Origin of the sequence: Sphingomonas oligophenolica (assembly GCF_039522915.1) — a bacterium.
In the GTDB taxonomy this organism is placed as follows: domain Bacteria; phylum Pseudomonadota; class Alphaproteobacteria; order Sphingomonadales; family Sphingomonadaceae; genus Sphingomonas; species Sphingomonas oligophenolica.
Map to the genome: position 1 here is coordinate 16509 of NZ_BAAAEH010000036.1, position 24807 is coordinate 41315.

Annotated in this window: 18 protein-coding genes and 1 tRNA gene; 15 read left to right on the forward strand and 4 right to left on the reverse strand. The window is 65.3% G+C overall.

What is annotated here, in order from left to right; genetic code table 11:
- Positions 1-7: 7 nt before the first annotated feature.
- The 9 genes from ABD050_RS18205 (at position 8) to ABD050_RS18245 (ending at position 13300) form a co-directional block, all read left to right on the forward strand.
- Positions 8-943, forward strand: coding sequence for a TauD/TfdA dioxygenase family protein (locus tag ABD050_RS18205; RefSeq protein WP_343890914.1), 936 nt, complete (start codon positions 8-10; stop codon positions 941-943).
- Between the two features lie 301 nt (positions 944-1244).
- Entirely contained in the window at positions 1245-2873 is a 1629-nt protein-coding gene (locus ABD050_RS18210; RefSeq protein WP_425542484.1) for an arylsulfatase, read from the forward strand.
- Between the two features lie 17 nt (positions 2874-2890).
- Positions 2891-3850, forward strand: coding sequence for a serine O-acetyltransferase EpsC (gene epsC, locus ABD050_RS18215; protein ID WP_343890916.1), 960 nt, complete (start codon positions 2891-2893; stop codon positions 3848-3850).
- Between the two features lie 652 nt (positions 3851-4502).
- The gene (locus tag ABD050_RS18220; protein ID WP_343890917.1) at positions 4503-5564 is read left to right on the forward strand and encodes a TetR family transcriptional regulator; all 1062 of its coding nucleotides are present in this window, start codon (positions 4503-4505) and stop codon (positions 5562-5564) included.
- Positions 5565-5696: 132 nt separating this feature from the next.
- Complete coding sequence (locus ABD050_RS18225) at positions 5697-6785, forward strand: sensor histidine kinase (protein ID WP_343890918.1); 1089 nt, start codon at positions 5697-5699, stop codon at positions 6783-6785.
- Positions 6782-7576, forward strand: coding sequence for a LytR/AlgR family response regulator transcription factor (locus ABD050_RS18230; protein ID WP_343890919.1), 795 nt, complete (start codon positions 6782-6784; stop codon positions 7574-7576). Before ABD050_RS18225 ends, ABD050_RS18230 begins: the two co-directional genes overlap by 4 nt.
- Positions 7577-7648: 72 nt before the next feature.
- A complete protein-coding gene (locus tag ABD050_RS18235; RefSeq protein WP_343890920.1) occupies positions 7649-10495 on the forward strand; it encodes a YncE family protein in 2847 nt (948 codons plus the stop codon).
- Positions 10496-10706: 211 nt separating this feature from the next.
- Positions 10707-11966 carry a tetratricopeptide repeat protein gene (locus tag ABD050_RS18240; protein ID WP_343890921.1) on the forward strand — a complete coding sequence of 420 codons (1260 nt, stop codon included), beginning with the start codon at positions 10707-10709 and terminating at the stop codon, positions 11964-11966.
- Between the two features lie 62 nt (positions 11967-12028).
- Positions 12029-13300, forward strand: a complete 1272-nt coding sequence (locus tag ABD050_RS18245; RefSeq protein WP_343890922.1) for a tetratricopeptide repeat protein — start codon at positions 12029-12031, stop codon at positions 13298-13300.
- A gap of 73 nt (positions 13301-13373) precedes the next feature.
- On the opposite strand, the gene ABD050_RS18250 is transcribed toward ABD050_RS18245, so the two are convergent.
- Positions 13374-13838: an Lrp/AsnC family transcriptional regulator gene (locus ABD050_RS18250; protein WP_343890923.1), complete on the reverse strand. Its 465-nt coding sequence runs from the start codon at positions 13836-13838 to the stop codon at positions 13374-13376.
- Between the two features lie 228 nt (positions 13839-14066).
- Here ABD050_RS18250 and ABD050_RS18255 point away from each other — a divergent pair, with 228 nt between their 5' ends.
- Both ABD050_RS18255 and ABD050_RS18260 read left to right on the forward strand, forming a co-directional pair.
- Positions 14067-16085, forward strand: coding sequence for a sensor histidine kinase (locus ABD050_RS18255; protein ID WP_343890924.1), 2019 nt, complete (start codon positions 14067-14069; stop codon positions 16083-16085).
- A 2-nt stretch (positions 16086-16087) separates the two neighbouring features.
- Positions 16088-17134, forward strand: a complete 1047-nt coding sequence (locus ABD050_RS18260) for a polysaccharide deacetylase family protein (RefSeq protein WP_343890925.1) — start codon at positions 16088-16090, stop codon at positions 17132-17134.
- On the opposite strand, the gene ABD050_RS18265 is transcribed toward ABD050_RS18260, so the two are convergent.
- A complete protein-coding gene (locus tag ABD050_RS18265) occupies positions 17124-18002 on the reverse strand; it encodes a CmcJ/NvfI family oxidoreductase (RefSeq protein WP_343890926.1) in 879 nt (292 codons plus the stop codon). The two genes, ABD050_RS18260 and ABD050_RS18265, sit on opposite strands and share 11 nt — an antisense overlap.
- A 207-nt stretch (positions 18003-18209) precedes the next feature.
- Between ABD050_RS18265 and ABD050_RS18270 the strand changes: the two genes are divergently transcribed.
- Both ABD050_RS18270 and ABD050_RS18275 read left to right on the forward strand, forming a co-directional pair.
- Positions 18210-18286: transfer RNA gene (locus ABD050_RS18270), tRNA-Ile, on the forward strand.
- Positions 18287-18443: 157 nt separating this feature from the next.
- Positions 18444-19754 (forward strand): tyrosine-type recombinase/integrase, encoded by a 1311-nt coding sequence (locus ABD050_RS18275; RefSeq protein ID WP_343890927.1) that lies wholly within the window; start codon positions 18444-18446, stop codon positions 19752-19754.
- On the opposite strand, the gene ABD050_RS18280 is transcribed toward ABD050_RS18275, so the two are convergent.
- Positions 19739-20011 (reverse strand): helix-turn-helix transcriptional regulator, encoded by a 273-nt coding sequence (locus tag ABD050_RS18280; RefSeq protein WP_343890928.1) that lies wholly within the window; start codon positions 20009-20011, stop codon positions 19739-19741. The two genes, ABD050_RS18275 and ABD050_RS18280, sit on opposite strands and share 16 nt — an antisense overlap.
- A 358-nt stretch (positions 20012-20369) precedes the next feature.
- A complete protein-coding gene (locus ABD050_RS18285; RefSeq protein ID WP_425542481.1) occupies positions 20370-20837 on the reverse strand; it encodes an Lrp/AsnC family transcriptional regulator in 468 nt (155 codons plus the stop codon).
- Between the two features lie 137 nt (positions 20838-20974).
- Here ABD050_RS18285 and ABD050_RS18290 point away from each other — a divergent pair, with 137 nt between their 5' ends.
- Both ABD050_RS18290 and ABD050_RS18295 read left to right on the forward strand, forming a co-directional pair.
- A complete protein-coding gene (locus tag ABD050_RS18290) occupies positions 20975-23317 on the forward strand; it encodes a transketolase (protein ID WP_343890930.1) in 2343 nt (780 codons plus the stop codon).
- Positions 23318-24604 (forward strand): pyruvate dehydrogenase complex dihydrolipoamide acetyltransferase, encoded by a 1287-nt coding sequence (locus ABD050_RS18295; protein ID WP_343890931.1) that lies wholly within the window; start codon positions 23318-23320, stop codon positions 24602-24604. It abuts the gene before it with no gap.
- The last annotated feature ends 203 nt before the right edge of the window (positions 24605-24807 follow it).

Here is a 24807-nt window from a genome sequence, read left to right on the forward strand (position 1 = left end):
TAATGCCATGACTGCGCTCATCCATCATTTCGACAATGTGACCGACGAGGAAAGCCCGCTCGACATCGTCCCCGTCGCGGGGCGGATCGGGGCCGAGATCCGCGATGTGCGGCTCGGCGGCGATCTCGACGACGCGACCATCGCTGCGATCCGCGCGGCGCTGCTGCGGCACAAGGTGATCTTCTTCCGTCACCAGAACCAGCTCGACGACGAATCCCACGAGGCCTTCGCCGCGCGGCTCGGCGAGCCGATAGCGCACCCGACCGTGCCGGTCGCTGAAGGATCGCGCTTCCTGCTCGAGCTGAATTCGAAGGAAGGCGAGGCAGCCTCGGCCTGGCATACCGACATCACCTTCCTGCCGGCCTATCCTTCGGCCTCGGTGCTGCGCGCGATCGTCATTCCGCCGGCGGGTGGCGATACCTTGTGGGCGAATTGCGCGACGGCATATGCCGATCTCGCCCCGCCCCTGAAGGCGCTGGTCGAGCGGCTGCGCGCCATCCACACCAACGCCTATGATTATGCAGCGAGCAAGCCCGATGCCTCGAACGAGCAGATCAGGCGTCACCGCGAGATCTTCGCCTCGACTGTCTATGAGACCGAGCATCCGGTCGTCCATATTCACCCCGAAACCCAGGAGCGGGTGCTGCTGCTCGGCAATTTCGTGAAGTCGTTCGTTGGGCTTGGCCGCGACGACTTCGCGCGGATCTTCGGGCTGCTGCAGGACCAGATCACCAGGCCCGAGAACACGGTGCGCTGGCGCTGGTCGCCGGGCGATGTGGCGATCTGGGACAATCGCGCGACCCAGCACCGGGCGATCGCCGATTTCGGGAAACAGCGGCGGTGGCTGCGGCGGGCGACGATTGCGGGGTCGGTGCCGGTGGGCGTTGATGGGGGGCACAGCCGGGTGGTGAAGCCTGAGCTTGAGCTGCTGGCGGCTGAGTGAGGCAAACTCTCCCTCTTCCTTTCTCCCTCTCCCCCTGTGGGAGAGGAGCATTGGGTGAACAGCGCCCCGCGCTGTTCAGGTCATGCCGGGGGCATGACCGACCCAATGCTGGGCCCGTGCGAGGCACGGGAAGGGTGAGGGGGACACTCGTTGTTGTGTTGTCTCGAGCCTCATCCCCCTCACCCTTCCGTCGCTTCGCTCCTCCCTCCCTCTCCCACAAGGGGAGAGGGAATGAATCGGCACTTGCTTCAAGGCGTCACTGATGAAACCCACCACGATCCTCTCAGCCGCGATTGTCGCGATGGCGCCGTTGTTGCTGACGCATCCGGGAAGCAGGCTTCCGACCGTCCTTGAGGAGCCTGCCCTGCCGAAGCCCAATATCCTGGTCATCGTCGCTGACGATCTCGGCTATTCGGATGTCGGCGCATTCGGGGGCGAGATCCGCACCCCGAATCTCGATGCGCTCGCCGCGCAAGGGCTGAAACTAACCGGTTTCCACGCAGCGCCGACCTGCTCGCCGACGCGGTCGATGCTGCTCAGCGGGACCGACAATCATCTTGCCGGCCTCGGCAATATGGCCGAGCTGCTCGCGCCTAACCAGAAGGGGCAGCGCGGCTATGAAGGCTATCTGCCGGGCGATATCGTCACGCTGGCCGATCGGCTGCACGATCTCGGCTATGCGACATTGATGTCGGGCAAATGGCATCTCGGCACGCGGCCTGAGGACACGCCGGCGCGGCACGGTTTCGACCAGAGCTTCGATCTCGCCCAGGGCGGCGGCAATCACTATGGGCTCGATCTCTCAAAGGCGCCGGGCGACAAGGGCACGACCTATTGGGAGAATGGCGCGCAGCTCAAGGCGCTGCCGGCCAATTTCTATTCGTCGGACACCTATGCCTCGAAGCTGATCGAGGAACTCGGCAAGGCGGACAAGGGCAAGCCCTTCTTCGCGTATCTCACCTTCACCGCGCCGCACTGGCCGCTCCAGGCGCCCGAGGAGGATGTGGCGCGCTATCGCGGCAGATATGATGCGGGGTTCGAGGCGCTGCGCGAGCAAAGGCTGGCGCGGATGAAGCGGCTGGGGCTGATCCCGGCCAATGTGGTGCCGCATCCGCTGGTGCTGAAGAAGGGCGCGGACTGGGCCAGCCTCTCGCCCGAGCAGAGGCGCGAGCAATCCCGTGCCATGGAAGTCTATGCGGCGATGGTCGACCGGATGGACCAGAATGTCGGCCGGGTGATCGCGCATCTCAAGGCGACCGGCCAGTATGACAACACGATCATCCTGTTCACCGCCGATAATGGCGCCGAGGGCCTCGATGTCGCCCATACCGAGATTCCGGGCATGACCGAGCGGGTGAAGGCGGCCGACAATCGTTTCGACAATATCGGCAAACCGACCTCCTATGTCGGTTATGGCCCGGGCTGGGCGCAGGCCGCCACGGCACCGTCCTGGATGTACAAGGGGTTCACCACCGAGGGAGGCACCCGGGTCGCTGCGTTCATCGACTGGCCCGGTGGCGCGCGCACCGGCGTTTCCGGCGTCTATGGCACGGTGATGGACGTGGTGCCGACTCTCGTGGAAGCGGCAGGCGGGGACTGGCGCGGCGCGACCTATGCCGGCCGGGCGGTGCAACCGGTGCGCGGGCGGAGCTGGCTGCCCTATCTGCTCGGCGCCACCGATCGCGTCCATGCGCCGGGCGAGCAGGTCGGCACCGAATTGTTCGGCAGGCGCGCGATCCGGCAGGGCGACTGGAAGGCAGTCAATCTCGGCGACGGCTGGAAGCTGTTCGATGTCGCGCATGATCCAGGCGAGACCCGCGACCTTGCGCGAAGCGACCCGAAAAAGGCGGCCGCGCTGGCTGCAGCCTGGGATTCATACGGCAAGCAGGTCGGCGTCGTGATGCCCTCGACGCCGGCGACTTTCCCCTGACCAAAGGACCCTGAACCATGTCTTTCGTCACCCTTGGCCGCCCGATCGCGGCACTTGCTACCGCCGATCCCCTTGACGATGTCGTCGCCGGTCTCCGTGCGGCCCGCGCTGACTGGCGCTCGAGTCATCAGCGCCATAGCAGCGCGGGGACTGCGCGCTTTCCGTCGCGCGTCGCGCTTGCCTTCATGCTCGAGCATCTCGAGGCAGCCCTGTTCCCGCAGCGCCTCGGCCATTTCGAGGGAACGAGCGAGGATGTCTTCGTCCGGCTGCGGCTCGACCAGGCGCTGGCGATCCTCGGCGACGAGGTCGCGCGCGAGCTGCGCTATTGGGAAGTCGAGGCGGGCGACGATTTCGATCCCGGGCACGGCGCCACCATCATCCGCCTGTTCGCCGCCGCGCTCCCCGAGATCAGGCGGCTGATCGACAGTGACGTCGCCGCCGCCTTCCAGGGCGACCCCGCCGCGCGCAGCGTCGACGAGATACTGATCTGCTATCCCTGCGCGCTGGCAGTGATGTATCACCGGTTCGCGCATCAGCTGTACCAGCTCGGCGCGCCGCTGGTGGCGCGGTTGATTTCCGAGATCGCCAATGGCCGCACCGGAATCGACATCCATCCCGGCGCGACGATCGGACCGAGCTTCTTCATCGATCACGGCACCGGCGTGGTGATCGGCGAGACGGCGATCATCGGCGCGCGGGTGCGGCTGTATCAGCATGTGACGCTCGGCGCCCGGCGGCTGCCGCCCGAGCAGGGGCACGGGGTGCGCGAACGGTTCGCGCGGCATCCGATCGTCGAGGACGATGTCGTGATCTATGCCGGCGCGACGATTCTCGGCCGGGTGACGATCGGGCAGGGCGCGACCGTCGGCGGCAATGTCTGGGTGACCGAGGATGTGCCGGCAGGTGGGCTCGTCATGCAGCCGCCGGCCTTGTCCTTCCCGGCGGATACGAAGCCGGCATTGTTTCCGGAAGGCTGAGGATCGAGCGCGCGAAGGGGAAAGTGAGTGAGTCCGACCGCTCGCGATCCCCGCTGTTTCCCGCTGTTCCCCGCGATTTTTTGTTTTTGCCGCTGTTATGTTGGATTTTTCGTTCAATTTGCCCGATTGTTATCAACAGCTTACCGGCAATTACGCTGTTATGGAATAACAGCGGAATAACAGCGGGGGAACAGCGACGATAACAGCGGCGGAACAGCGGGGAACAGCGGGGAACAGCGGGCCCGTTGGAATGGCAGCCCGCCCCTTGAATAAAACGGTCATGTCAAAGAGCAGGGCGGAACCGGGACAGCATCCCGCCCGCTCGCGCTCTCCCATAGTCTCGGCCATGGTTGAATCGCACCATTCTTGATCGCCGGATCAAGGATCACGCGCCGCTCCAATCGGGCGTGATCCGAGGCGGGCCTTGCGGTCAGCGGCGCCTGCGAGGTTCGGAGCGCCATCGATCCGTTCAACCTTGCCGCATCCTTACAGGCCCGCCAGTGAACCGCGCCGCCTGAACGATGAACCGCCGATATGGCCGTTCGTGCCGTAATCAGGGCTGCCCGTGCGGCAACCGTCATTCACGGGAAGGCGGCGACGTTCGGTTGCATCGGGGCTTTGGCAGCGCGGCCGACGGGTTAGCCTCTCCGTCATGAATGCGACCAACCTTTCCCGGATGACCGGCGCGCCCATGATCGGCACGCCGGCCGGCGACGTCGCCCCGGGCGAACTGCGGACGCTTGGTACCCGGCGCAGCATCCTCGCAGCGGCGCGCGAGCTGTTGCGCGCCGAAGGCCATCAGAGCTTCAGCATGGAAGGCGTCGCAGCTCTTGCCGGCGTCACACGGCGCACGGTCTGCAACCTCTTCCCAGGCCGCGACTCGCTCTACTGCGCGTCGCGCGCTGATCTGTTGCGCGAGTTCGAGCATTTGTTGCCGCTCGACGGTGCCGGGAGCGGCGCCCTGCGTACCGATCTCGAGGATTTCGGCCGGCGCGCGCTTGCGGCGCTCGCGACCAACGCACACCGCGAATTGCTTGCCTCGGTCAGGCGCGATGCGGCGATGAGCTGGCTCGCCGGCTTCTATCAGGACCGGGTCGAGCAGCCCCTGTGCCGGCTATTGGAGGAAATCCTCGCCCGTCATGCGCCGGACAGCGCCTCCGGGCATTGCACCGCGCAGGCGGCCAGCGGGGTTGCGCTGCTGCGCGCCGCCACCGGCGAAACCGATGCCCCGACACTCGGCCCGCATGAATTCGCCTGGCTGGTCGCTGCTCGGCTCGGTGCGAGCGACCCTGAAGGCACGATCGAGGAACCGCCGCCGGCAGACGCGGAATCCGCCAAGACTTCCCTCCAGCCCGAGCGCCGCCCGATGATCCGGCGCGGGGCCGTGGCGATCACCTTCGACCCGGTCGATGTCCGCTGGAATGGGGTTCGCGTCGCGCTCTCCCCGCTCGAGGGGCAGCTGTTCGCGCTTGTCGCGCAGCGTGGACGCGTGCCCTGGGCTGACATCGACCGGCTGCTCGATGTGCGACACTCACGCACCAACAGCCGCGAAGTGCTGATCTTCCGCCTGCGCCGGAAATTCGCCGAGATCGGCGCCGGCGACCCGCTCGAGACGGTGCGCGGCTGGGGCCTGCGCTTCCGCACCGAGCCGGATGCGCGCGGCTCGCGGACCTTGTGGATCGGCGTCAGCGAGGCGGACGCCGCAGACAGGTGAGGACCTTACCTCCCCCAAAAGGAGAGGAAGGAAGGGTCAGTTCACCTATCCGCGCCACGAACGGCATCGTTCGCAGCATCAACGACCGGGGGCGGCGTTTACCGGGGGGCGGGCGGCGCGCTAGGGTAAGCCATGCGCTCCGACACGATATCCGCGGCGAAACCAGAGGCGATCCGTCGCGGCACCATCTGGTTCATCCTGCTGTTCTGGGTGACTCAGTTCGCCTTGCTCACGGCGCAGAGCATGATGATGATGCCCGAGGGCAACAACCTGCCTTATCTGTTGCCGCGCTCCTGCGTGACGATGGTCGGCATCGCCTTGTCGATCGGCATCGCAGTGATCGGCCAGCGCTTCAAGGGACGGCCGATCCGGCTGCGGATCATGCTCGCGATCGGGCTGGCGGCGCTTGGCGCGGTCATCCACGCGACCAGCAATGTCGCGATCTTCAGCCTGCTCCTTCGGGAGCCGAAGGGCGAAGAGGCAAGCATCTTTTCCTACATGATCGCCAGCGTCCAATGGTTCTGGGCCTATCTCGCCCTGTCGGCCCTGCTGCTCGCCTTCTGGTACAGCCTTGAATCAGCCGAGCGCGAGCGGCGGATCGCGCAGCTGCGCGGCATTGCCGATGCGGCGCAACTCAGGGCGTTGCGCTATCAGCTCAATCCTCATTTCATGTTCAACACGCTCAATTCGATCGCTGCGCTGATCGCGCGGCGCGAGGTCGAGCCGGCTGAACTGATGGTCGAGAATCTCGCTGATTTCCTCCGCGCCTGTCTTTCGCTCGATCCGCAGGAGGATATTCCGCTCGATCGCGAGATCGATCTCCAGGCGCTGTATCTCGCGATCGAGGCAGTGCGTTTCTCGGACCGGCTCGATGTGCAGATCGACATTCCCGATGAAGCGAAACGCGCGCTGGTGCCCAGCCTGGTGCTCCAGCCGCTGATCGAGAATGTGGTCAAGCATGTCGTGTCGACCAGCATCACGCCGGTCACGCTTCATATCTCGGCATCGGTCGAGGATGGGCGGCTGCACGTTTGCGTGCGTAACAGCGCGGGCGACGGCAGCGGGCAGGGCGCGCGCGGCACCGGGGTCGGCCTCAACAATGTCGCCGCGCGGCTGAAGGCGCGCTTCGGCGAGGAGTGCGCGTTCAAGGCCGGGCCGTGCGAGGAGGGCGGCTTTTCGGTCGGTTTCGCCATTCCCTGGTCGGGAGCGCCCGCGCCATGATCCGCGCCATCCTGTGCGACGATGAGCCGCTCGCGCTCGAGCGGCTGGCCGACATGGTCGACCGGATCGACGGCATCGAGGTGGCCGGCCAGGCGGGGAACGGCGCCGTGGCGCTCGCGATGATCGCCGAGCTCCAACCCGATATCGTCTTTCTCGATATCGAGATGCCGGCGCTGGATGGCTTCGACGTGGTCGAGGAGCTGGCGCGCGGCGGCGCCGCGGCGCCGCTGATCATCTTCGTCACCGCCTATCCGCAATTCGCCGCGCACGCCTTCGATACCGGTGCGATCGACTTCCTGACCAAGCCGGTGCGGCTCGGCCGGCTCGAAACGGCGATCGCCCGGGCGCGCGACGCCATCGAGAGCCGTGAGGCCCGGATGCGGCTCGGCGACCTCGCCGAGCAGCTCGCAGCGCTGCGTGAGGAGCGCGGCAGCGATTTCCGTGCCGGCAATTATCTATGGGTGCAGCGCCGCAGCGAAACGGTGCGGGTCGATCTCGACCTGATCGACTGGGTCGGCGCCGAGGGGGAATATGTGCGGCTCCACCTCGACTCGATCAGCTATCTCCACCGCGAGCCGCTGAGCTCGATGCTGCAACGGCTCGACGCGCGGCGCTTCCTGCGCATCCACCGCTCCTACATCGTCAATCGGGATCGTATCGTCGCGGTGCGGCGGCGGCCGGCCGGCGGCTACAAGATCGTGCTTGCCGGGGATCTGGAGCTCCCGGTCGGGCGCAGCTATCGGGCATTGGTCGCCAATGTCGTTGCGGAGGAGGATGCGCTGCCGGGGTGAGCGCGTGGCGCGCAGAATTGCACTGATCCGGTGTAACAAAGCTTACGCGAAGCGCGACTAAGCGTCGCGACCATGGTCGGGAAATATGGGTACAAGCGGGTTCGGCAAGGCGTGATCGCGATCGCCATCGGTCTTTTGCTCGGCGGTGCCGGCGCCGCGCGACCGGCGCCGCAGAAGCTGCCGACCGGACAGACACTGACCCCGCTTGCCGCGCCCGGTGCGCGTTTCGAACCCTTGGTCACGCATATCGGGCCGCATCCATCCTATGTGGCCGACGGCGCCGCGGCAGTCGCGGTGAGCCCGGATGGCGGCGAAATGCTGGTGCTGACCAGCGGCTACAACCGTTATAACAATGCCGATGGCGCGCTCGATCCGGCGCAGTCAGTGCAATATGTCTTCGTCTACCGGATCGACGCCGCCGGCAGCCGGCTCGAGCAGACGCTCGGCGTGCCCAACAGCTATTCGGGGATTGCGTGGCGGCCGGACGGCAAGGGCTTCATCGTCGGCGGCGGGGTGGACGACAATGTCCACCTGTTCGTTCGCGGGGCAGCGGGCTTTGCCGAGGCAGGCGCGCCGATCACGCTTGGCCATGCCGCCGGCAATGGCCCGGATGTGAAGCCCCAGGCGGCCGGCGTCGCGATCAGCCCGGACGGCAAGCGCGCGCTGGTCGCCAATTACTACAGTGATTCAGTCAGCCTGATCGATCTCGACCGGCGCGTGGTGCTCGACGAGCGGGACTTGCGTCCGGGCAAGATCGACCCCGCTGCCTCCGGCGTCGCGGGGGGCGAATATCCCTTCGCTATTGTGTGGCGCGGCAATGATGTCGCCTATGTCTCGGCGCCGCGCGACCGCCAGCTCGTCATCCTTGCCGTGGCCGGGGACAAGGTCTCGGTCACCGGGCGCGTGCCGACGATCGGCGAGCCGACCGCCTTGCTCCATGATGCGGGGGCGAAGCGGCTTTACGCGACCGAGGACAATGCCGACCGGCTGGCGATGCTCGACACCGCGACCGGGCGGCTGATCGCCGAACCGCGGCTCGGCATGCCCGACGCGGTCAATGCCGGTGCGCTCGGCAAGGGGGTGAACCCCAATGGGCTGGCGCTGACTCCGGATCATCGGCTGCTGGTGACCTATGGCGGCATCAACGCCCTTGCCATCGTCGTGCCGGGCGAGAAAGGGGCGACGGTCGCCGGGCTGGTGCCGACCGGCTGGTATCCGAGCGCGGTGGCGACGAGCCGCGACGGCCGGCGGATTTTCGTCGTCAACCGCAAGAGCCCGCCCGGCCCCAATCCTGAAGGGTGCCTGCCGAAGGTCGCCGTGGTGAAGGCGCAGCCAAGTGCGTGCGGCGGCGCCAATCAATATGTCTTCCAGCTCGAAAAGGCCGGGCTGCTCCAGTTTCCCGCTCCGGACCCGAAAATGCTGGTCGCGACGACCTTGCGCGTCGCGGACAATATCGGCCTCTCGGATCAGCCCGCACGGGCGGCGGCTGAAGCGCGCATGGCGTTGCTGCGCGCCCGCATCAAGCACGTCGTCTTCATCGTGAAGGAGAACCGCACTTATGATCAGGTGCTGGGCGACCTGTCAGTCGGCAATGGCGATCCGAACCTCGCGATTCTCGGCGCGCCGCTCTCGCCCAACCATCACGCGCTCGCCAGCCAGTTCGTGACGCTCGACAATTTCTACGACAGCGGCGAGCAATCGAGCACCGGCTGGACCTGGACGACGGCCGCGCGGGTGCCCGACCTGCTCGAGAAGACAGCGCCGGTGAACTATGCCAAGCGCGGCCTCGCCTATGAGGCCGAGGAGGAGGACCGCGACGTGCCGACCGCGCTTGATCGCGCGGCGCGGCGGCGGGTCAATCCGGCGCTGTCCGACGATCCCGACCTGCTGCCGGGGCAGGCGCTGCTCACCGCGCCCGACGGCGACGACGATGACGCCCCCGGCCACGGCTTTCTGTGGAACGCGGCCCTGCGGGCGGGGCTGAGCGTGCGCAATTACGGTTTTTCCGACGCTTCGGTTTATGATGCGGACAAGCCCGGCGCGGTGCCGCTGATCCGCGATCCGGCGGCCGAGCATCATATCATCTACACGCCGGCGGACCGCCAGCTCGCCACCCGCAGCGACGCCTATTTTCGCGGGTTCGACCAGAAGATGCCCGATTATTGGCGGGTGCTCGAATGGCAGCGCGAATTCGCGCAGCAGGAGGCGTCGGATACGATGCCGGCGCTGACCCTGCTGCGCCTCTCGCATGACCATTTCGGCGATTTCGACAAGGCCATCGACGGGGTGAACAGCGTCGAGACCGAGATGGCCGACAATGATTATGCGATCGGCATGGTCGTTGAGCGAATCGCCGCCAGCAGGTTCAGCGATTCGACGCTGGTCTTCATCATCGAGGACGATGCGCAGAACGGCGCCGATCATGTCGATGCGCGCCGCAGCATCGCCTTCGTGATCGGCCCCTATGTCCGCCGCCACGCGCTTGTATCGACCCGCTATACGACGGTCAGCATGTTGCGGACGATCGAATCGGTGCTCGGGCTGAAGCCGCTTGGCCTGAACGACTCGCTCGCGGCGCCGATGGCCGACCTGTTCGATCTCGCGCAGAAGGACTGGAGCTACCGGGCGCGGGCCGCGGCCGTCTTGCGATCGACCAACCTGCCGATCCCGCCGGATCGTTTCGCGACCTCGGGTGCGGCACGGCTCGCCTGCGGGGCGCATGACGCGGCCTATTGGGCCGGCGCCATGCGTGGGCAGGATTTCCGGACCGAGGACCATCTCGACACGACAGCGTTCAATGCGGCCCTGTGGCGCGGCCTGGGCGCCGGGCCCGAGCCGGTCGAGCGCAGCGGCGCCGATCTCCACAGGGTCGCCGGCGCGCGATCGGGGCACGGCGTGCTGGAGAGCGCCTGCCCGTGACGATAATGCGGCACGCGGCCGCCGTTGCGAAAAGAGCAGGGACCCCGGACGTTCAATGAGCGTTCAGTGACCGGATGTCATCGGCGCGTCATCCGTTGGCGTACCCATCAGGGCCATCATCGGGTTGACGCCTGTCGCGGGCAGACTAGAGCCGCTCGAAATTCGATCCGAAATGATTTTCCCCAATGGTTGTTCAGGAGTATTTTCGTTGATGAAATTGGTCTCCCATCTCGCGATCGCCGCAGCTCTGTCGCTCGGCATAGCGGCCGCTCCGGCCACCGCGAAGGAAAAGAATGCCGCTCAGGCCGCAGCGCCGAAACTGTCGGTCAGCGCCGCCTTCGCCAAGCCCGCACAGGCAGCCGAGGCAGCGATCGCCGCGAAGGATTACGCGACCGCCGACACGCAGATCAGCGCAGCTGAAGCCGTCGCGAAGAATGACGACGAGCATTATTATGTCGCGAAGATGCGCCTCACTATCGCCGCCAACCGGCAGGACAATCCCGCCATTGCCCAGCAGCTCGAGGTGCTGATCGCGAATCCCAAGACGCCGCCCGCCGATGTGGTGACCTATACTTACCTGCGCGGATCGATCGCGGTCGACATGAAGCAGGATGCGCAGGCAATCCCCTTCCTGCTCAAGGCCCGCCAGCTCGGTTCGACCTCTTCCGATCTGCCCATCTTGCTGGCCCGTGCCTATGGCGGGACCGGCAAGATCAACGAAGCGATCGCCGAGATCGACAAGGCGATCGCCGCCGAAACGGCGGCCGGCCGCAAGGCGCCCGATTCATGGTATGGCTATGCGGTCAGCAACCTGTACGCGAGCGGCAATCGCGCCGCCGCCGGCCAGTGGCTTGCCCGCGAGCTCCACGAATATCCGACCGCGGCGAACTGGAAGACCACGATCCTGCTCTATCGCGACAGTGCCGACAAGGCGGGCACCAAGCTCACCCGCGCGCAGAAGGTCGATCTGTACCGGCTCATGAGCACGACCAAGGTCCTGTCCGGCCAGGGTGATTATTTCGATTATGCCGAAACGGCTTTCCTGCTGGGTATTCCATGGGAAACCATCTCGGTGATCGACCAGGGGCGCGCTTCGGGCGTGATCCCGGCGGGCAGCGCGAGCTTCACCCAGCTCTACAATAACTCGCGCGCCTCGATTTCGAACGGAAGCCCGCTGCCCGTCTATGAGAAGGAAGCGGCCGCCGCCGCCAATGGCGCCAAGGCCGCCCAGACGGCTGACGCCTATCTCGCCTCGGGCAACAATGCCAAGGCGGTCGAGCTTTACGGCATGGCGCTCACCAAGGGCGGCGTGAATGCGGACGAGGTGAATCTCCGTCTCGGCACTGCGCTGGTGCATCTGGGCCGGCGGGACGAGGCAAAGGCAGCGTTCGCCAAGGTTTCGGGCCCGCTGCTTGCCGATATCGCGCATTTCTGGGCGCTGTGGCTGGACACGCCCCAGCTTTCCAGTTGAGTGCTCAGGCGGTAAGCGGCGCGTAACGATAGGCAGCGCGCCGTGTCAGGAGAGTTTCCGTAATGCACAAATATACGAAGACTGCGCTCACTGTGGCGATGGTCGTGGCACTGGGTGGGGCAATCCTGGCTGCCCCGGTCAGCGCCAAGAAGCACGAACAGCCGGCCGGCGACGCCGGCTTCGTGCTCTCGAAGGAGGTCCGCGCATCGGCGCTTGCGGCGCGGACTGCCCTTGCGGCGAACAACCTTGCCTCTGCCGAAACCGCGGTGGCCGCTCTCGAGGCGCAGGCGCGCAACGACGACGAGCATTATGTGGCACTGACCCTTCGGGTCGCGCTGCTCGCGACGGTGCCGCCGACCGTCCAGTCGATGAAGGCGTTGATCGATCCGCTCGACGCGCTGATTGCGAATTCACGGACTCAGCCCGGTGACCGCGCACGCTATAATTACATGCGCGGCGACATTGCCTATGCGGCGAAGCAATATGCGAAGGCGGTGCAATTCTACCAGCACGCCCGCGACGGCGGCATGCAGGACGACGAGCTGAACTACCAGATCGTGCGGGCCGATATGGAGGGCGGCAATGTCGTTGCCGGCGCCGAGGCGCTCGATGCGCTGATTAAGGCGCAGGTCGCCGCCGGCAAGAAGCCGCCCGAAAACTGGTATCGCTATGCGCTCAAGCGCCTCGACGACAACCAGAAGAACGCCGAGGTCTCGACCTGGACGGTGAAGTGGCTCGAGGCCTACCCGTCGCCACAGAACTGGCGCGACGCAATCTACAATCTCGGCTTCCGCGTCGACACGATGAAGCGCCTGACCAATCAGGACCGGATCGACCTTTACCGCCTGATGGTTGCGACACACAGCCTGGCCGGGCAGAGCGATTATCTGGATTATGTCAACGCAGCGCTCGCGCTGAAGCTCTCCACCGAGGCGCGGTCGGTACTCGACCAGGCGCGCGCGGCGGCGGTGCTCCCCGCAACCGACAAGTCGGTGATTGCGCTTGCCGCCAAGGCGAAGGCCGGGATTGCCGCCGACAAGTCCTTCGCGGTGCGGGAAAAGGCCGCGACCGCGGCCGCCACCGGCGATCCGGCCGGGCTGGTCGGCGATGCCTATCTCGGCGCGCGCAGCTATCCCAAGGCGATTGCGATGTACGGTCTGGCGCTGAGCAAGAACGCGGCCAATCCCGACGCACTCCATCTTCACCGCGGCATTGCCTATGCGATGTCGGGCGACAAGGAAAAGGCGCGCGCCGATTTCGCCGCCGTCACCACCGCCCCGCAGACCGAGATCGCTGCGTTGTGGACCGCGTGGCTGGATGCGCCCGCCGCCTGAGGCGAACGCCGATAGCGACAAACAGGGGCGGCAGCGATGCCGCCCTTTTTTGTGCCCATGTTCCCGGAAGCAATCAGACCCGAACCGGAATCCCCGGCATCGATTTCGCGGTACGGATCGTCAGCGACGTCTTCACGCTCGCGACATTGGGGGCCGGCGTCAGATGAGTCGTCAGGATTTCCTGGAAGCTCTTCAGGTCGCTGGCGACGATCTTGAGGATGAAGTCGATTTCGCCGTTGAGCATGTGGCATTCGCGAATCTCGGGGATCTGCGCGACATGGTCCTCGAACGCTGCGAGATCATGTTCGGCCTGGCTGCGCAGGCTGACCATCGCGAACACAGTGATCGGATAGCCGAGGGTCGCAGCGTCGAGTTCGGCATGATAACCGCGAATCGCCCCGCTTTCCTCGAGCGATCGCACCCGGCGCAGGCAGGGCGGTGCGGTCAGGCCGACGCGTTCGGCCAGATCGACATTGGTCATTCGCCCGTCTTGCTGCAATAGTCCCAGAATCTGACGGTCGATCGAATCAAAGGCCATTGCGTTTTGCTCCCCGGCGGCACGATTTTTCGATCAGGCCGTCAGGGTTCAACATAAGATAATTGCTGGCGAACGCAATTGTCCCACATTGCTACGGGTCAAAATCTCCTGTTCCCGCAGGCGGCGGGCCCGGTTAAGAAATCGTTGTAGCGTGACAATCGCGCCAGCCCGGGGGGCCACATCGAATTGCGCTTCGACGACAGTCTTGAAACGGTTCTCTCGGCAGATATGTCGACGTCGTTCGGCGCGCAATCGGCATGGCGGCAATTGGTCGACCTGATCGGCCGGCGGCGGGTGCCACCCAGCGCCGGCGCAATCGCGAAACTGAGGTCGATCCGCAACCAGGTGCCGCCGTCGGTGCGCGCCGCTAGCGCGCGTGGCGCCGCTTTTGCCGATCCGCCCGCCGCGTTGGTGGAGCTTTTCGCCGAGGACGAACTGAGCATCGCGGCGCCGGTGCTGCGGACGGCTCGGCTGCGCTCGCAGGAATGGATCGAGATGCTGCCCGGCCTCTCGCCGGCGACACGCTCGGTCCTGCGCCATCGCCGCGACCTCGCGCCTGCTGTCTGCCGCGCGCTGGAGAGCTTCGGCAGCGTCGATTTCGTGCTGCCGGCGGCCGCGGCGGAGATCCCGGTCGAGCCCGAGATCGCTGTCGAACCGGCTGCGCCGATCAGGGCTGACACCGTCGCCGAAGAACCTCTGATTGCAGCGGCCTCCGTCGACTGGACCGAGATAGTCGGACCGATCGAGGTCGAGGAGCCATTGCCCGTGATCGAGGCTGAAAGTGTCGGGCCGATTGCGGTCGACTCCGAAGCCGTCGAGACGATCCCGGAACCTGAACCCGCAGGACCGACGACTATGGCGCCGGAAACGCCGCTGGCGCCGGCCGAATCGAGCTTCGTTTCGCTCGCGAGCGTCGCGCTCGGGCTTCCGGTGGTTGCCGAGGCGCTGCGTCAGACCAGCGCGGAAGCGGCCGAATCGACCGCCACTGCCGAACCCGAATCGGAAATCCCGCCCGAGCCAGCCGAGCAGGTTCGGCCGAGCGCCGCCGTCACCGCGCTTCGCCCACCGCCCGCCGAGGCTTCAACGGGTGTCTTCCAGATTGCCGAGCTGGTTGCGCGGATCGACGCCTATCAGCGCCAGCGCGAGGTGGCGGCCGGTCAGTTCGCGCCGGCCGAGGTTCAGCCCGAGCTGTTCGAGCTCGATGCCAATCAGGCGCCCAGCTTTCGTTTCGAGACTGATGTCAACGGCGTCGTCCGCTGGATCGAGGGCGCGGCGCGCGCGCCGCTGATCGGCCTGTCGCTCGATCTCGCCGCGCTGCCTGCCGGATCGCGGGTGGACGGAGTCGCCACCGGCGCCTTCCGCCGCCGTGCCGGCTTTACCAACGCACGGCTCGTCGTCGACGGCAATTCGGATGCCGCAGGCCAGTGGCGAATCACGGGTATCCCGGTGTTCGATCGCGAGACGGGCCGCTTCACCGGTTATCGCGGCACCGCCCGCCGCCCGCGCCCGGATGAATCCGCCGAGCCCATCCACGACAGCCGCAACGCCGCGTCGGACGCACTCCGCCAGCTCGTCCACGAGCTCCGCACGCCGACCAACGCGATCGCGGGCTTTGCGGAGATGATCGAATCACAGATGCTTGGCCCGGTGCCTCAGGCCTACCGCGCCCAGGCAGCGATGATCCGGGGCCAGGCCGGCGACCTGCTGGCCGCGATCGACGATATCGACATGGCGGCGCGGATCGAATCCAGGGCACTCGACCTGCGCCCCGGCGACGTCGCCGTCGGGCCGCTGCTCGAGCATATCGCTGACGATCTCGCGCCGCTCGCGCGGCTGCGCGGCGCCAGCCTCGATATCTATACCGACGGCGACACGCTCGCGATCGACGGCGATGACCGTGCGGTCGAGCGGCTGATCGCGCGGCTGATGGCGACCCTGGTCGCCTCGGGCAGCGCGGGCGAGCGGATCGGCATTTCAGCCACGCGCGATGCGGACGCGATGGTGGCGATCGTGTTCGACCGGCCCCGCGCGCTGGCTGCCTATGCCGGCGACGCGCTGCTCTCGATCGACGTCGAGACCGAATCCGGTCGCGAGGGCGCGCCGCTGCTCGGCACCGGCTTCGCGCTCCGGCTCGCGCGCAACCTCGCTGCCGAGCTGCGCGGCACGCTGGCGATCGGCGACAATACCTTGACTTTGCGGCTTCCCGCCGCCGTTATCGAGCCGGTGGAGCAGGTTTCTTCCAGCTGACCGTGGCAGTGTCCACATCCTCCGCCGCCGGGGCGCCGGGGTACCGAGTCCCGCCGCCCGCCGCCGCCGATCTGGTCGCCTGGCCCGAGAGCTTCGGCACGCGTTTCACTGTCCTGGTCGATACGGAAGAGGAGTTCGACTGGGATGCGCCGCTCGACCGCGACAGCCATGGCGTCTCCGCCATCACCGCGCTGCCCGAGGCGCATCGCCACTTCGTCGATCGCGGCGTGCCGCTCACCTATATGGTCGACTATCCGATCGCGACCGATCCGCAGGCGATCGACATATTGCGCGCCGCGACGGCTGACGGCGTGTCGGCGATCGGCACCCAGCTCCATGCCTGGGTCAACCCGCCCTTCGACGAGGCGCTGACTCCCGTCAACAGCTTCGCCGGCAACCTCCCCGAAAGCCTCGAGGCTGCCAAGCTCGACGCGCTGACCGCGGCGATCACCAGCGCCTTTGGCGTTGCGCCGCGCGCCTATCGCGCCGGGCGCTACGGCATCGGCCCGGCGACGCTCGGCCTGCTCGCGGCGCGGGGGTATCGCCTCGACAGCTCGATGCGGCCTGCTTACGAATATCTGGCGGAGGGCGGCCCCGATTTCGGGGCGATCGGCGCCGGGGCGTTCCGGGCCGGCCCGGGAGGCGCGATCATCGAACTGCCGCTGACCATCGTCTTCACCGGCCTCGCGCGGCGCGGCGGCGTCGGCCTGTACCGCGCGCTCGGCACCATCCCCAAGGGCAAGGGCATTTTCGCCCGCGCGCATCTGTTGTCGCGCGTCGCGCTGACGCCCGAGGAAATGCCGCTCGCCGATGCGCTCGAGGCGATCGCCGTCGCGCTTGGCGAAGGGCTCAGGCTGCTCAATTTCTCCTTCCACTCGCCGTCGCTCGCGCCCGGCCACACGCCTTATGTGCGCGACGCCGCTGATCTCGCCGCGTTCCACCACTGGTGGGACCGGGTGCTCGCCGATCTGGAACGGCGCGGTGTCGCACCGGCGTCGCTCGATACGATCATCGCGGCCGCGGGAGAGCGGACAAACGCTAGTCCCTGAGCAGCATCACCGAAACACGGTGCTCGCAACTCTGGCGCAGCGGGGCGTCAGGCGGCGTTGCCGGATCCTCGACGGCGCTGTGGAAGCAGGCGCGGTATCGTTGCGGCTCTTCACCGGGCATCAGCTGGAAGAGCTTGAACACGAGCACCTCGTTCGCCGTCATGTCGGGATAATAGAACCAGCTCTGGCCGGCATTGTAGCGCAGCGAGACATGGTGGGTGATGGCGCCGCCCGGCGCTATCCCCTCGAGCGCGGTCGGCACGATGTCGCCCGCATCGACGCTGCTCGGATCGCACAGGGCGAGCGGCATATGCTTGAGCGGCTGGGCCATGGTCGTGCGCCAGAAATCGAGCATGACAAAGCCTTCGACATCCGGCTGCTCGAACCGGGCGCGCCAGCCCGCTCCGGCCTCGACGCCGGCAAAGGCGGCGACACTCTGCTGGAAGTCGTCAGCGGTGGTGCCGTAATCCTGGTGGACGCCAGTGCCATATTGCGGATTGGCGGTGCCCGCGCCACGCCGCAGGACATTGGGCGGCTGCATGATGGCGAGCTTGCGTCCGGGATAGAGGCGCGTGCGGATCAGCGCCTCGACCTCGGGCAGATAGGTTTGGCCGACAGCGGCCGCGTCGGCCCAGTCAGTCATCGCAGTGGGCGCATCGAGCAGTACGAAGCCGTGGCTGTCGAAGAATTCCCGCTCGGAAACCGCCTGCGCCTGCAGCGGCCGGGCGTCGATGATCCGCGTCGGCGGGTTGAGGGGCGGCGTACGCGGCGAGGTCTCCCCGCCACGGTTCATGAGTTGGGTGAGGTTGATCCGTTCGCCGACGACATAGTCGGGTGGAAACTGGCCGTTGAGCCGTGTCTCGATCATCTGCCGTCTCCCGCAGCCGATTCCCGGCGATGCCGGTTCGGCTTGCCGCTGACCGCGCTGTTGAAAGCGTCGGAACTTATGGGACCAAATTGGCGGGTTCCGGCACCATTGGCAATGTCCGGCACGATCCGAAGCGGCAACTCAGGCAGCACCCACACCATGGCCTTGCCACCGCCGCCACCCCTCCGCTAACGAGCGGGGCGGTGGGGGCCTGTAGCTCAACTGGTTAGAGCTGCCCGCTCATAACGGGTAGGTTGCGGGTTCAAGTCCTGCCGGGCCCACCACAGCTACCTTTCATCTCTTCAATATGGTATCAGAAAGGCCTTGTTTAACAAGGGCTTCCTGGGATTTGTTCAACCATATCTTCTCAAGAGAAATCACCAGTTCTCAGCGAATCTGGGGGTATCCGTGGGGGTATCGGACTCCGATTTGGGGGTATCGATGACTCTGACCATCGCAGAAGTGAAAAACGCCAAAGCGGGCGACAAAAACTTAAAGCTGGCCGATTCGGGAGGTCTCTTCCTCCTCGTCACAAAAAGCGGCGCAAAATCCTGGCGCTACAAATATCGCTTCGGCGTCAAGGAGAAGCTCCTGACGCTCGGGCTCTACCCTGACGTGGGGTTGGTCGCGGCGCGTGAGCTACGCGACGACGCGCGTAAGCTGATCCGCGCCGGCAAGGACCCGGCGCTAGAAGCGCAGAAGAAGCGAGACGCTGAGATCGACGCCGCAAATGCGACCTTTCGCAAGCAGGCCGAAGAATGGATGATGGATCAGGCCCCGGTCTGGTCGTCGTCGCATGCCGTTAGAGTCCGCAATCGGATCGAACGCGATCTCTACCCGATGCTCGGACACCGGCCGATCGGTGACGTCGACAGCTCCATCGTCCTCAGAGCGTTGCGCAAGATCGAAGCAAGGGGTTCCATCGAGACCGCAAAGCGGGTGAGGGGATATGCCTTTGCGATCTTCAAGCGGGCCAAGGCGGAGCGCTTGGTGTCGATGAATACGGTTATGGAAATCGATGAGATCAAAGACGCGCTCAAGCCATCGCGGCCAGGCGTGAAGCAACCGGCACTCACCACCTTACCGGAGCTGCTGGAGCTTCAGCTTTCGGTCGACCGGTCGACGGCACACACGGTCACGAAACTGGCATCTCGATTGAAGGCGCTGACTCTGGTCAGGATTGGTGTGCTGCGTACTGCAACTTGGTCAGAATTCAGCGGGGTCGATTGGGCGGACCCGGACGCGATATGCGAAAAGCCGATGTGGAGTATCTCGGCAAAGCGCATGAAGCTCGAGGTCGAAGACAAAGGCAATGAGGCCTTCGGGCACGATGTTCACCTGTCGCGTCAAGCCGTTGAGACGCTGCGAGCTCTGCGGGTGCTGACCGGCACTTGCGAACTGCTGTTTCCCAGCACGAAATCGTGGCGCGAGCCAATGACCGATGCGACACTGAGCTCCCTATACAAACGTATGGCAGGCGGGCGTTACAAGGGGCGTATGGTGCCGCACGGATGGCGATCCGCCTTCTCGACGATCATGAATGAACGCGCCGCTGAACTCGAACGAGACGCTGATCGCATGATCATCGACATGATGCTGGCGCACGTTCCGGAGGGCATTTCCGCATCCGAATGGGCGTATAATCGGGCACGCTATCGAAAGCCCCAAGCTGCCCTCTATCAGGTGTGGGCTGACCTAATTTCCGCCGGACTCCCAGGGCCGCTTACGCTCATCATTCAGGGCGAGCGATAGTTGAGGGGGTCGGCCACGAAGTCGTCGATGTCGCTCTCGTACCACCCGACAGATCTAGGGCCGATCCGCTCCTTCTTAGGAAAAGTCCCCTCTGCTCCTCGGCGGTAGATGGTCGCTACCGAGAGACCTGTCCGCGCGCTGACGAGTTTCACGCGCAGGAGACGGTCTTTTCGCCGATCTTTCATCGCCGAGAGCGGGAAGGAGGCGTCGAGTCGCTGCTGCGATGCCTCAACCGGGACGTCGGTGGGAACTGTCATTGAGCAGGTTTCCTTACACAAGGAGTCTGCCCGCCAGATGCCGATTATGCGCCGGTGGGGAACAACCATCAAGATGGCGTGCTGATTTTCTCTATGAATGTAGCCCTGCGGCCTTCCCGCGCTGCGAAGGCGGACGCGAGGAATTGCGGCTTCGGGGACCTGATGAAAAACTAAATCGCGCGTCGTTACGACCGCACGCCGCGGGGAACCAACGATGCGGTCGCGCCATTCTGCATCCGTTTGAACAATGCGGGAATTAACCGCCCAGATCGGTCAACAAAGTGCCACAGGGTGAAGGATTCAGCCGGCAAGAGCATCTCGGCCGCGCAGATTTCACCTCAGCCAGCACGAATCCCGTTTACGTCGAGCCACCGATCGGCAGCGCAGTTTTATAAACGATCGGCCGCAAGGCGAAGCTGGTCGTTAACTGGGAAACGCCTTCAATTCGAGTCAGCTTGTGCCGCAAGAAGTCCTCAAACGCTTTCAAGTCGTCAACGACGACGCGTAGCTGATAGTCCGCATCGCCGGTCATCAGATAGCATTCCATAACCTCGGGAAATTGAGCAACGGCCTCCTCGAATAAACTGAGGTGTCGGTCGTCTTGCTGATCGAGACGGACGCGGATGAAAGCGGTGACACCCAAACCCAACTTCTCGGGACTCACCAGCGCGACATAGCCGATGATGAGCCCGTCGCTTTCGAGTTGCCGGAGACGCCTCAAGCAAGGGCTGGGTGAGAGTCCCACCTTTTCCGACAATTCTTGATTGGTCATCCGTCCGTCGCGCTGGAGTTCGGAGAGAATTCGGCGATCGATAGCATCCGTCACAAATGTTGGCATAATCTGTCGATACTCTGCGTAATGTCAGCAAATTATGCTGTGATCGTTGGAAATCACGCATCATATCGCAAGGACGCATCAAGCGGAAGTCTGCTAAACGGCACTCCTAAACAAACGGACGACCGATGGCCGAGACGATTTCACAGGACCGCGCCGCACTGATCAATTCGCTGGAGCTTCTGGATGCGAGGCTCCGTTGGCTATCGTCATGGACCATCCACAACGCGAACCACATCCGTCCCAAGCTGGATGGTCTGAAGGTCGGCGGACATCAGGCCAGTTGCGCTTCGATGACCGCGATCATGGCAGCGCTCTACTTTCATGCGCTGCGGGCGCAGGACAAGGTCGCCGTGAAGCCCCATGCGGGACCAGTCCTGCACGCGATCCATTATTTGCTGGGGCAGCAGTCGCTCGACCAGCTGCAGCGCTTCCGGGGCCTTGGCGGCGTACAGAGCTACCCCAGTCGGACCAAGGATTCGATTGCCGTCGATTTCTCGACCGGGTCGGTCGGGCTCGGCGTTGCGCTCACCGCGTTCAGCAGTCTCGTGCAGGATTATCTGATTGCGCACGGCCAGGTGCGGGAGGAAGACGCGGGTCGCATGATCGCCCTAATGGGGGATGCCGAACTCGACGAGGGCAACATCTACGAATGCCTGATCGAGGGCTACAAGCACAACCTGCGCAACTGTTGGTGGATCGTCGATTACAATCGCCAGTCACTCGACGCGACGACGGCGGATCGCATGTTCGATCGGTTCGACGACATTTTCGAAACCTGCGGCTGGCGGGTCATCACACTCAAATATGGCAAGCTGCAGCGCGAGGCTTTCCAGCGGCCCGGCGGGAAGACACTCGAGGAGTGGATCGACAGTTGCCCCAACGCCGATTTCGCGGCGCTGACCTATCAGGGCGGATCGGCCTGGCGCACGCGGCTGATGGCCGATATCGGCGGCAAGACCCATGTGAAGAAGCTGCTCGACAGTTTCGACGACACGGCACTCGCGTCGTTGATGACGAATCTGGGCGGTCATTGCGTCGAGTCGCTGGTCGATGCTTTCGACAGCGCGAACGACGACAAGCCGACGTTGTTCATCGCCTATACGGTGAAGGGCTACGGGCTGCCGCTCGCCGGCCACAAGGATAATCATTCGGGGATGATGAATCCGCCGCAGATGGAACAGTTCCGCGCAAGTCTTGGCATCGCCGAAGGTCAGGAATGGGAACCCTGGGGCGGACTGGGCAATAACGCCGCCACGCAGTTGAAGGCGTTTGTCGAGGCAAGCCCGTTCGCGCGCAAGCCGGGCGAACCCAAGGCAGAGGCGGTTCCCGTGCCTGTGCGCTTGCCGGTGCCGGACGGTGCCGAGCAATCGACGCAGGGCGCGTTCGGCCGCGTCCTGCTCGATCTCGCCAAATCCGGCGAGCCGCTCGCGGACCGGATCGTCACGACCGCACCCGACGTCACGCAGACGACCAATCTCGGCGCGTTCGTCAACCAGCGCGGCCTGTTCCGGCGGCAGGAGCTGGCGGATGTGTTCCACAAGGCGAAGATTCCGTCGGCGCAGAAATGGGCGCAACACGCGGCGGGACAGCACATCGAGCTGGGGATCGCCGAGAACAACTTTTTCATCATGCTGGCGGCTCTCGGTCTCGCGGCGCCGCATTTCGGGACCCGGCTGCTGCCCGTGGGCACGGTCTACGATCCCTTCATCGCGCGCGGTCTCGATGCGCTGAATTATGGCTGCTACCAGGATGCGCGCTTCCTACTGGTGGGAACGCCCTCGGGCGTCACGCTGGCCGCCGAGGGCGGCGCGCACCAGTCGATCAACACGCCGCTGATCGGCATGGGGCAACCCAACCTCACCTATTTCGAACCGGCCTATGCTGACGAACTCACGGCGATGATGCGCTGGTCGTTCGAGCATATGCAGCAGCCCGACGGCAGCTCGGTCTATCTGCGCCTCACCACCCGCTCGATACCGCAGATTGCCCGTGACGATGATGACTGGGAAGCCGATGCGTTGAAGGGCGGCTATTGGCTGCGTCGCCCGGCCGAGGGCGCGGAGGCCGCGATCGTCTTTACCGGGGTCGTCGTCCCCGAGGCGCTGGCGGCGTGGGAGCAGCTGGCCGAGGATATCCCCGGCATCGGCCTGCTCAACGTCACCTCGCCCGATCTGCTGCATCGCGGCTGGTCGGCGCGGCGCGCGGCGCGCTGGGCGGACGGGGCAGGGGGGCAGTGTCATGCCGAAAGGCTGCTTTCTGCGCTCGCGCCGGGTGCGGGGCTGGTGACGGTGCTCGACGGTTCCCCCGCCGCGCTGTCGTGGCTCGGCGGGGTGACCGGTATGCGCGTCAGCCCGCTGGGGATCGACCGCTTCGGGCAAACGGGCAATCTGTTCGACCTTTATCGCATCTACAGGCTGGACGCCGAAGCCATTATCGACGCGGCCGCCGAACTATTCCTGGAAAACTGAATGGCGATCGAGCTGAAGATGCCGGCACTGTCGCCGACGATGGAAAAGGGTACGCTGGCGAAATGGCTGGTGGCCGAGGGTGACCGCGTCATGCCGGGCGACCTGATCGCCGAGATCGAAACCGACAAGGCGACGATGGAGCTCGAGGCGGTCGATGAGGGCCGGGTCGTCAGGCTGGTCGTTGCCGAGGGCACCGACGATGTCGCTGTCGGCACGGTGATCGCGTTGCTCGCCGACGCGACTGATGTTGTGTCCGAACCGGTCCTGGAGGAAGCTGTCGCAGCCATTGCCGGCCCGGCCGAGGCCGTTCCGCCGTCGCCGGCCGCAACTGCCACCGCCGCCACGCCGCAGCATTCAGCTGAGGTCAGCACAGCGCGGCCCCGGCGGTCGCCAGCCGATCGCGTCAGGATAAGCCCACTTGCGCTGCGCATCGCAGAGGCCAAGGAGATCGACCTCGACGGCATCGCCGGGACGGGGCCGGACGGTCGCATCGTTCGTGCCGATCTGGGCATCGGCTCGCGGCTGGTATCGCCGCAACCCACCGCCTCTCCGCGTCCGGTCGCGCCGGTGGCCGAAATCGCACCGCCACCTGCTGGCGTGCCGGTCACGACGGTAAAGCTCAGTACGATGCGCAAAACCATCGCGCGGCGTTTGACCGAGAGCAAACAGACGGTGCCGCATTTCTACCTGACCGCGCGCTGCAACCTCGATCGGCTGCTGAAGCTGCGCGGGGAGCTGAATGCAAGCCTTGCCCCGCGCGGCATAAAGCTCAGCGTCAACGATATACTGATGAAGGCGCTCGCGCTGGCGCTGGTCGAGGTGCCGGACGCCAACGTCCAGTTCGGCGGCGACGATCTGCATCGATTTTCCCGGGTCGATATCTCGATGGCCGTCGCGATTGACGGCGGGCTGATCACGCCGATCATCCGCGACGTCGCCGCACTGTCACTCTCGGCGATCGCCGGGGCGAGCAAGGCGCTGGCCGCCAGAGCGCGTGATGGCATGCTCGCGCCCGAGGATTACCAGGGCGGCACTGCGTCGATTACCAACCTCGGCATGTTCGGGATTGACGAGATGCTCCCCGTGATCAATCCACCACAGGCGCTGATCCTCGGCATTGGCGCGGGGGTCGAACAACCGTGGAAGGTGGACGGCCAGATCGGCCTAGCCACGATCATGTCCGCCACCGCAAGTTTCGATCATCGCGCGATCGACGGCGCCACCGCTGCACAGTTCATGGCCGCATTCCGCAACATCGTCGAGAATCCGGTTCTGATCGTCGGATGAGAGCACCGACAGCATTTGTTCGGCCGTTACGATGATCATCCGGCCATGAATTAAGCTTCACGTGCGCGGATCCTGCGTACGCTCGCGGAACTCGGCGTCGAGGTGGCCAAGGCGCGAGAATAACTGCGGTCCAGTCGCCGGAAGGCGCGATCCGGTTCGGTCTGAAGAAGTGCCGCGAGTGCCGCCATATCCGGGTTGCCGGC

Coding starts and splice junctions, on each gene's coding strand:
- ABD050_RS18275 (WP_343890927.1), top strand. CDS start 18,444: ATGACTCTGACCATCGCAGAAGTGAAAAACGCCAAAGCGGGCGACAAA.
- ABD050_RS18220 (WP_343890917.1), top strand. CDS start 4,503: ATGAATGCGACCAACCTTTCCCGGATGACCGGCGCGCCCATGATCGGC.
- ABD050_RS18235 (WP_343890920.1), top strand. CDS start 7,649: ATGGTCGGGAAATATGGGTACAAGCGGGTTCGGCAAGGCGTGATCGCG.
- ABD050_RS18250 (WP_343890923.1), bottom strand. CDS start 13,838: ATGGCCTTTGATTCGATCGACCGTCAGATTCTGGGACTATTGCAGCAA.
- ABD050_RS18295 (WP_343890931.1), top strand. CDS start 23,318: ATGGCGATCGAGCTGAAGATGCCGGCACTGTCGCCGACGATGGAAAAG.
- ABD050_RS18290 (WP_343890930.1), top strand. CDS start 20,975: ATGGCCGAGACGATTTCACAGGACCGCGCCGCACTGATCAATTCGCTG.
- ABD050_RS18245 (WP_343890922.1), top strand. CDS start 12,029: ATGCACAAATATACGAAGACTGCGCTCACTGTGGCGATGGTCGTGGCA.
- ABD050_RS18210 (WP_425542484.1), top strand. CDS start 1,245: ATGGCGCCGTTGTTGCTGACGCATCCGGGAAGCAGGCTTCCGACCGTC.
- epsC (WP_343890916.1), top strand. CDS start 2,891: ATGTCTTTCGTCACCCTTGGCCGCCCGATCGCGGCACTTGCTACCGCC.
- ABD050_RS18225 (WP_343890918.1), top strand. CDS start 5,697: ATGCGCTCCGACACGATATCCGCGGCGAAACCAGAGGCGATCCGTCGC.
- ABD050_RS18230 (WP_343890919.1), top strand. CDS start 6,782: ATGATCCGCGCCATCCTGTGCGACGATGAGCCGCTCGCGCTCGAGCGG.
- ABD050_RS18240 (WP_343890921.1), top strand. CDS start 10,707: ATGAAATTGGTCTCCCATCTCGCGATCGCCGCAGCTCTGTCGCTCGGC.
- ABD050_RS18205 (WP_343890914.1), top strand. CDS start 8: ATGACTGCGCTCATCCATCATTTCGACAATGTGACCGACGAGGAAAGC.
- ABD050_RS18255 (WP_343890924.1), top strand. CDS start 14,067: ATGTCGACGTCGTTCGGCGCGCAATCGGCATGGCGGCAATTGGTCGAC.
- ABD050_RS18265 (WP_343890926.1), bottom strand. CDS start 18,002: ATGATCGAGACACGGCTCAACGGCCAGTTTCCACCCGACTATGTCGTC.
- ABD050_RS18280 (WP_343890928.1), bottom strand. CDS start 20,011: ATGACAGTTCCCACCGACGTCCCGGTTGAGGCATCGCAGCAGCGACTC.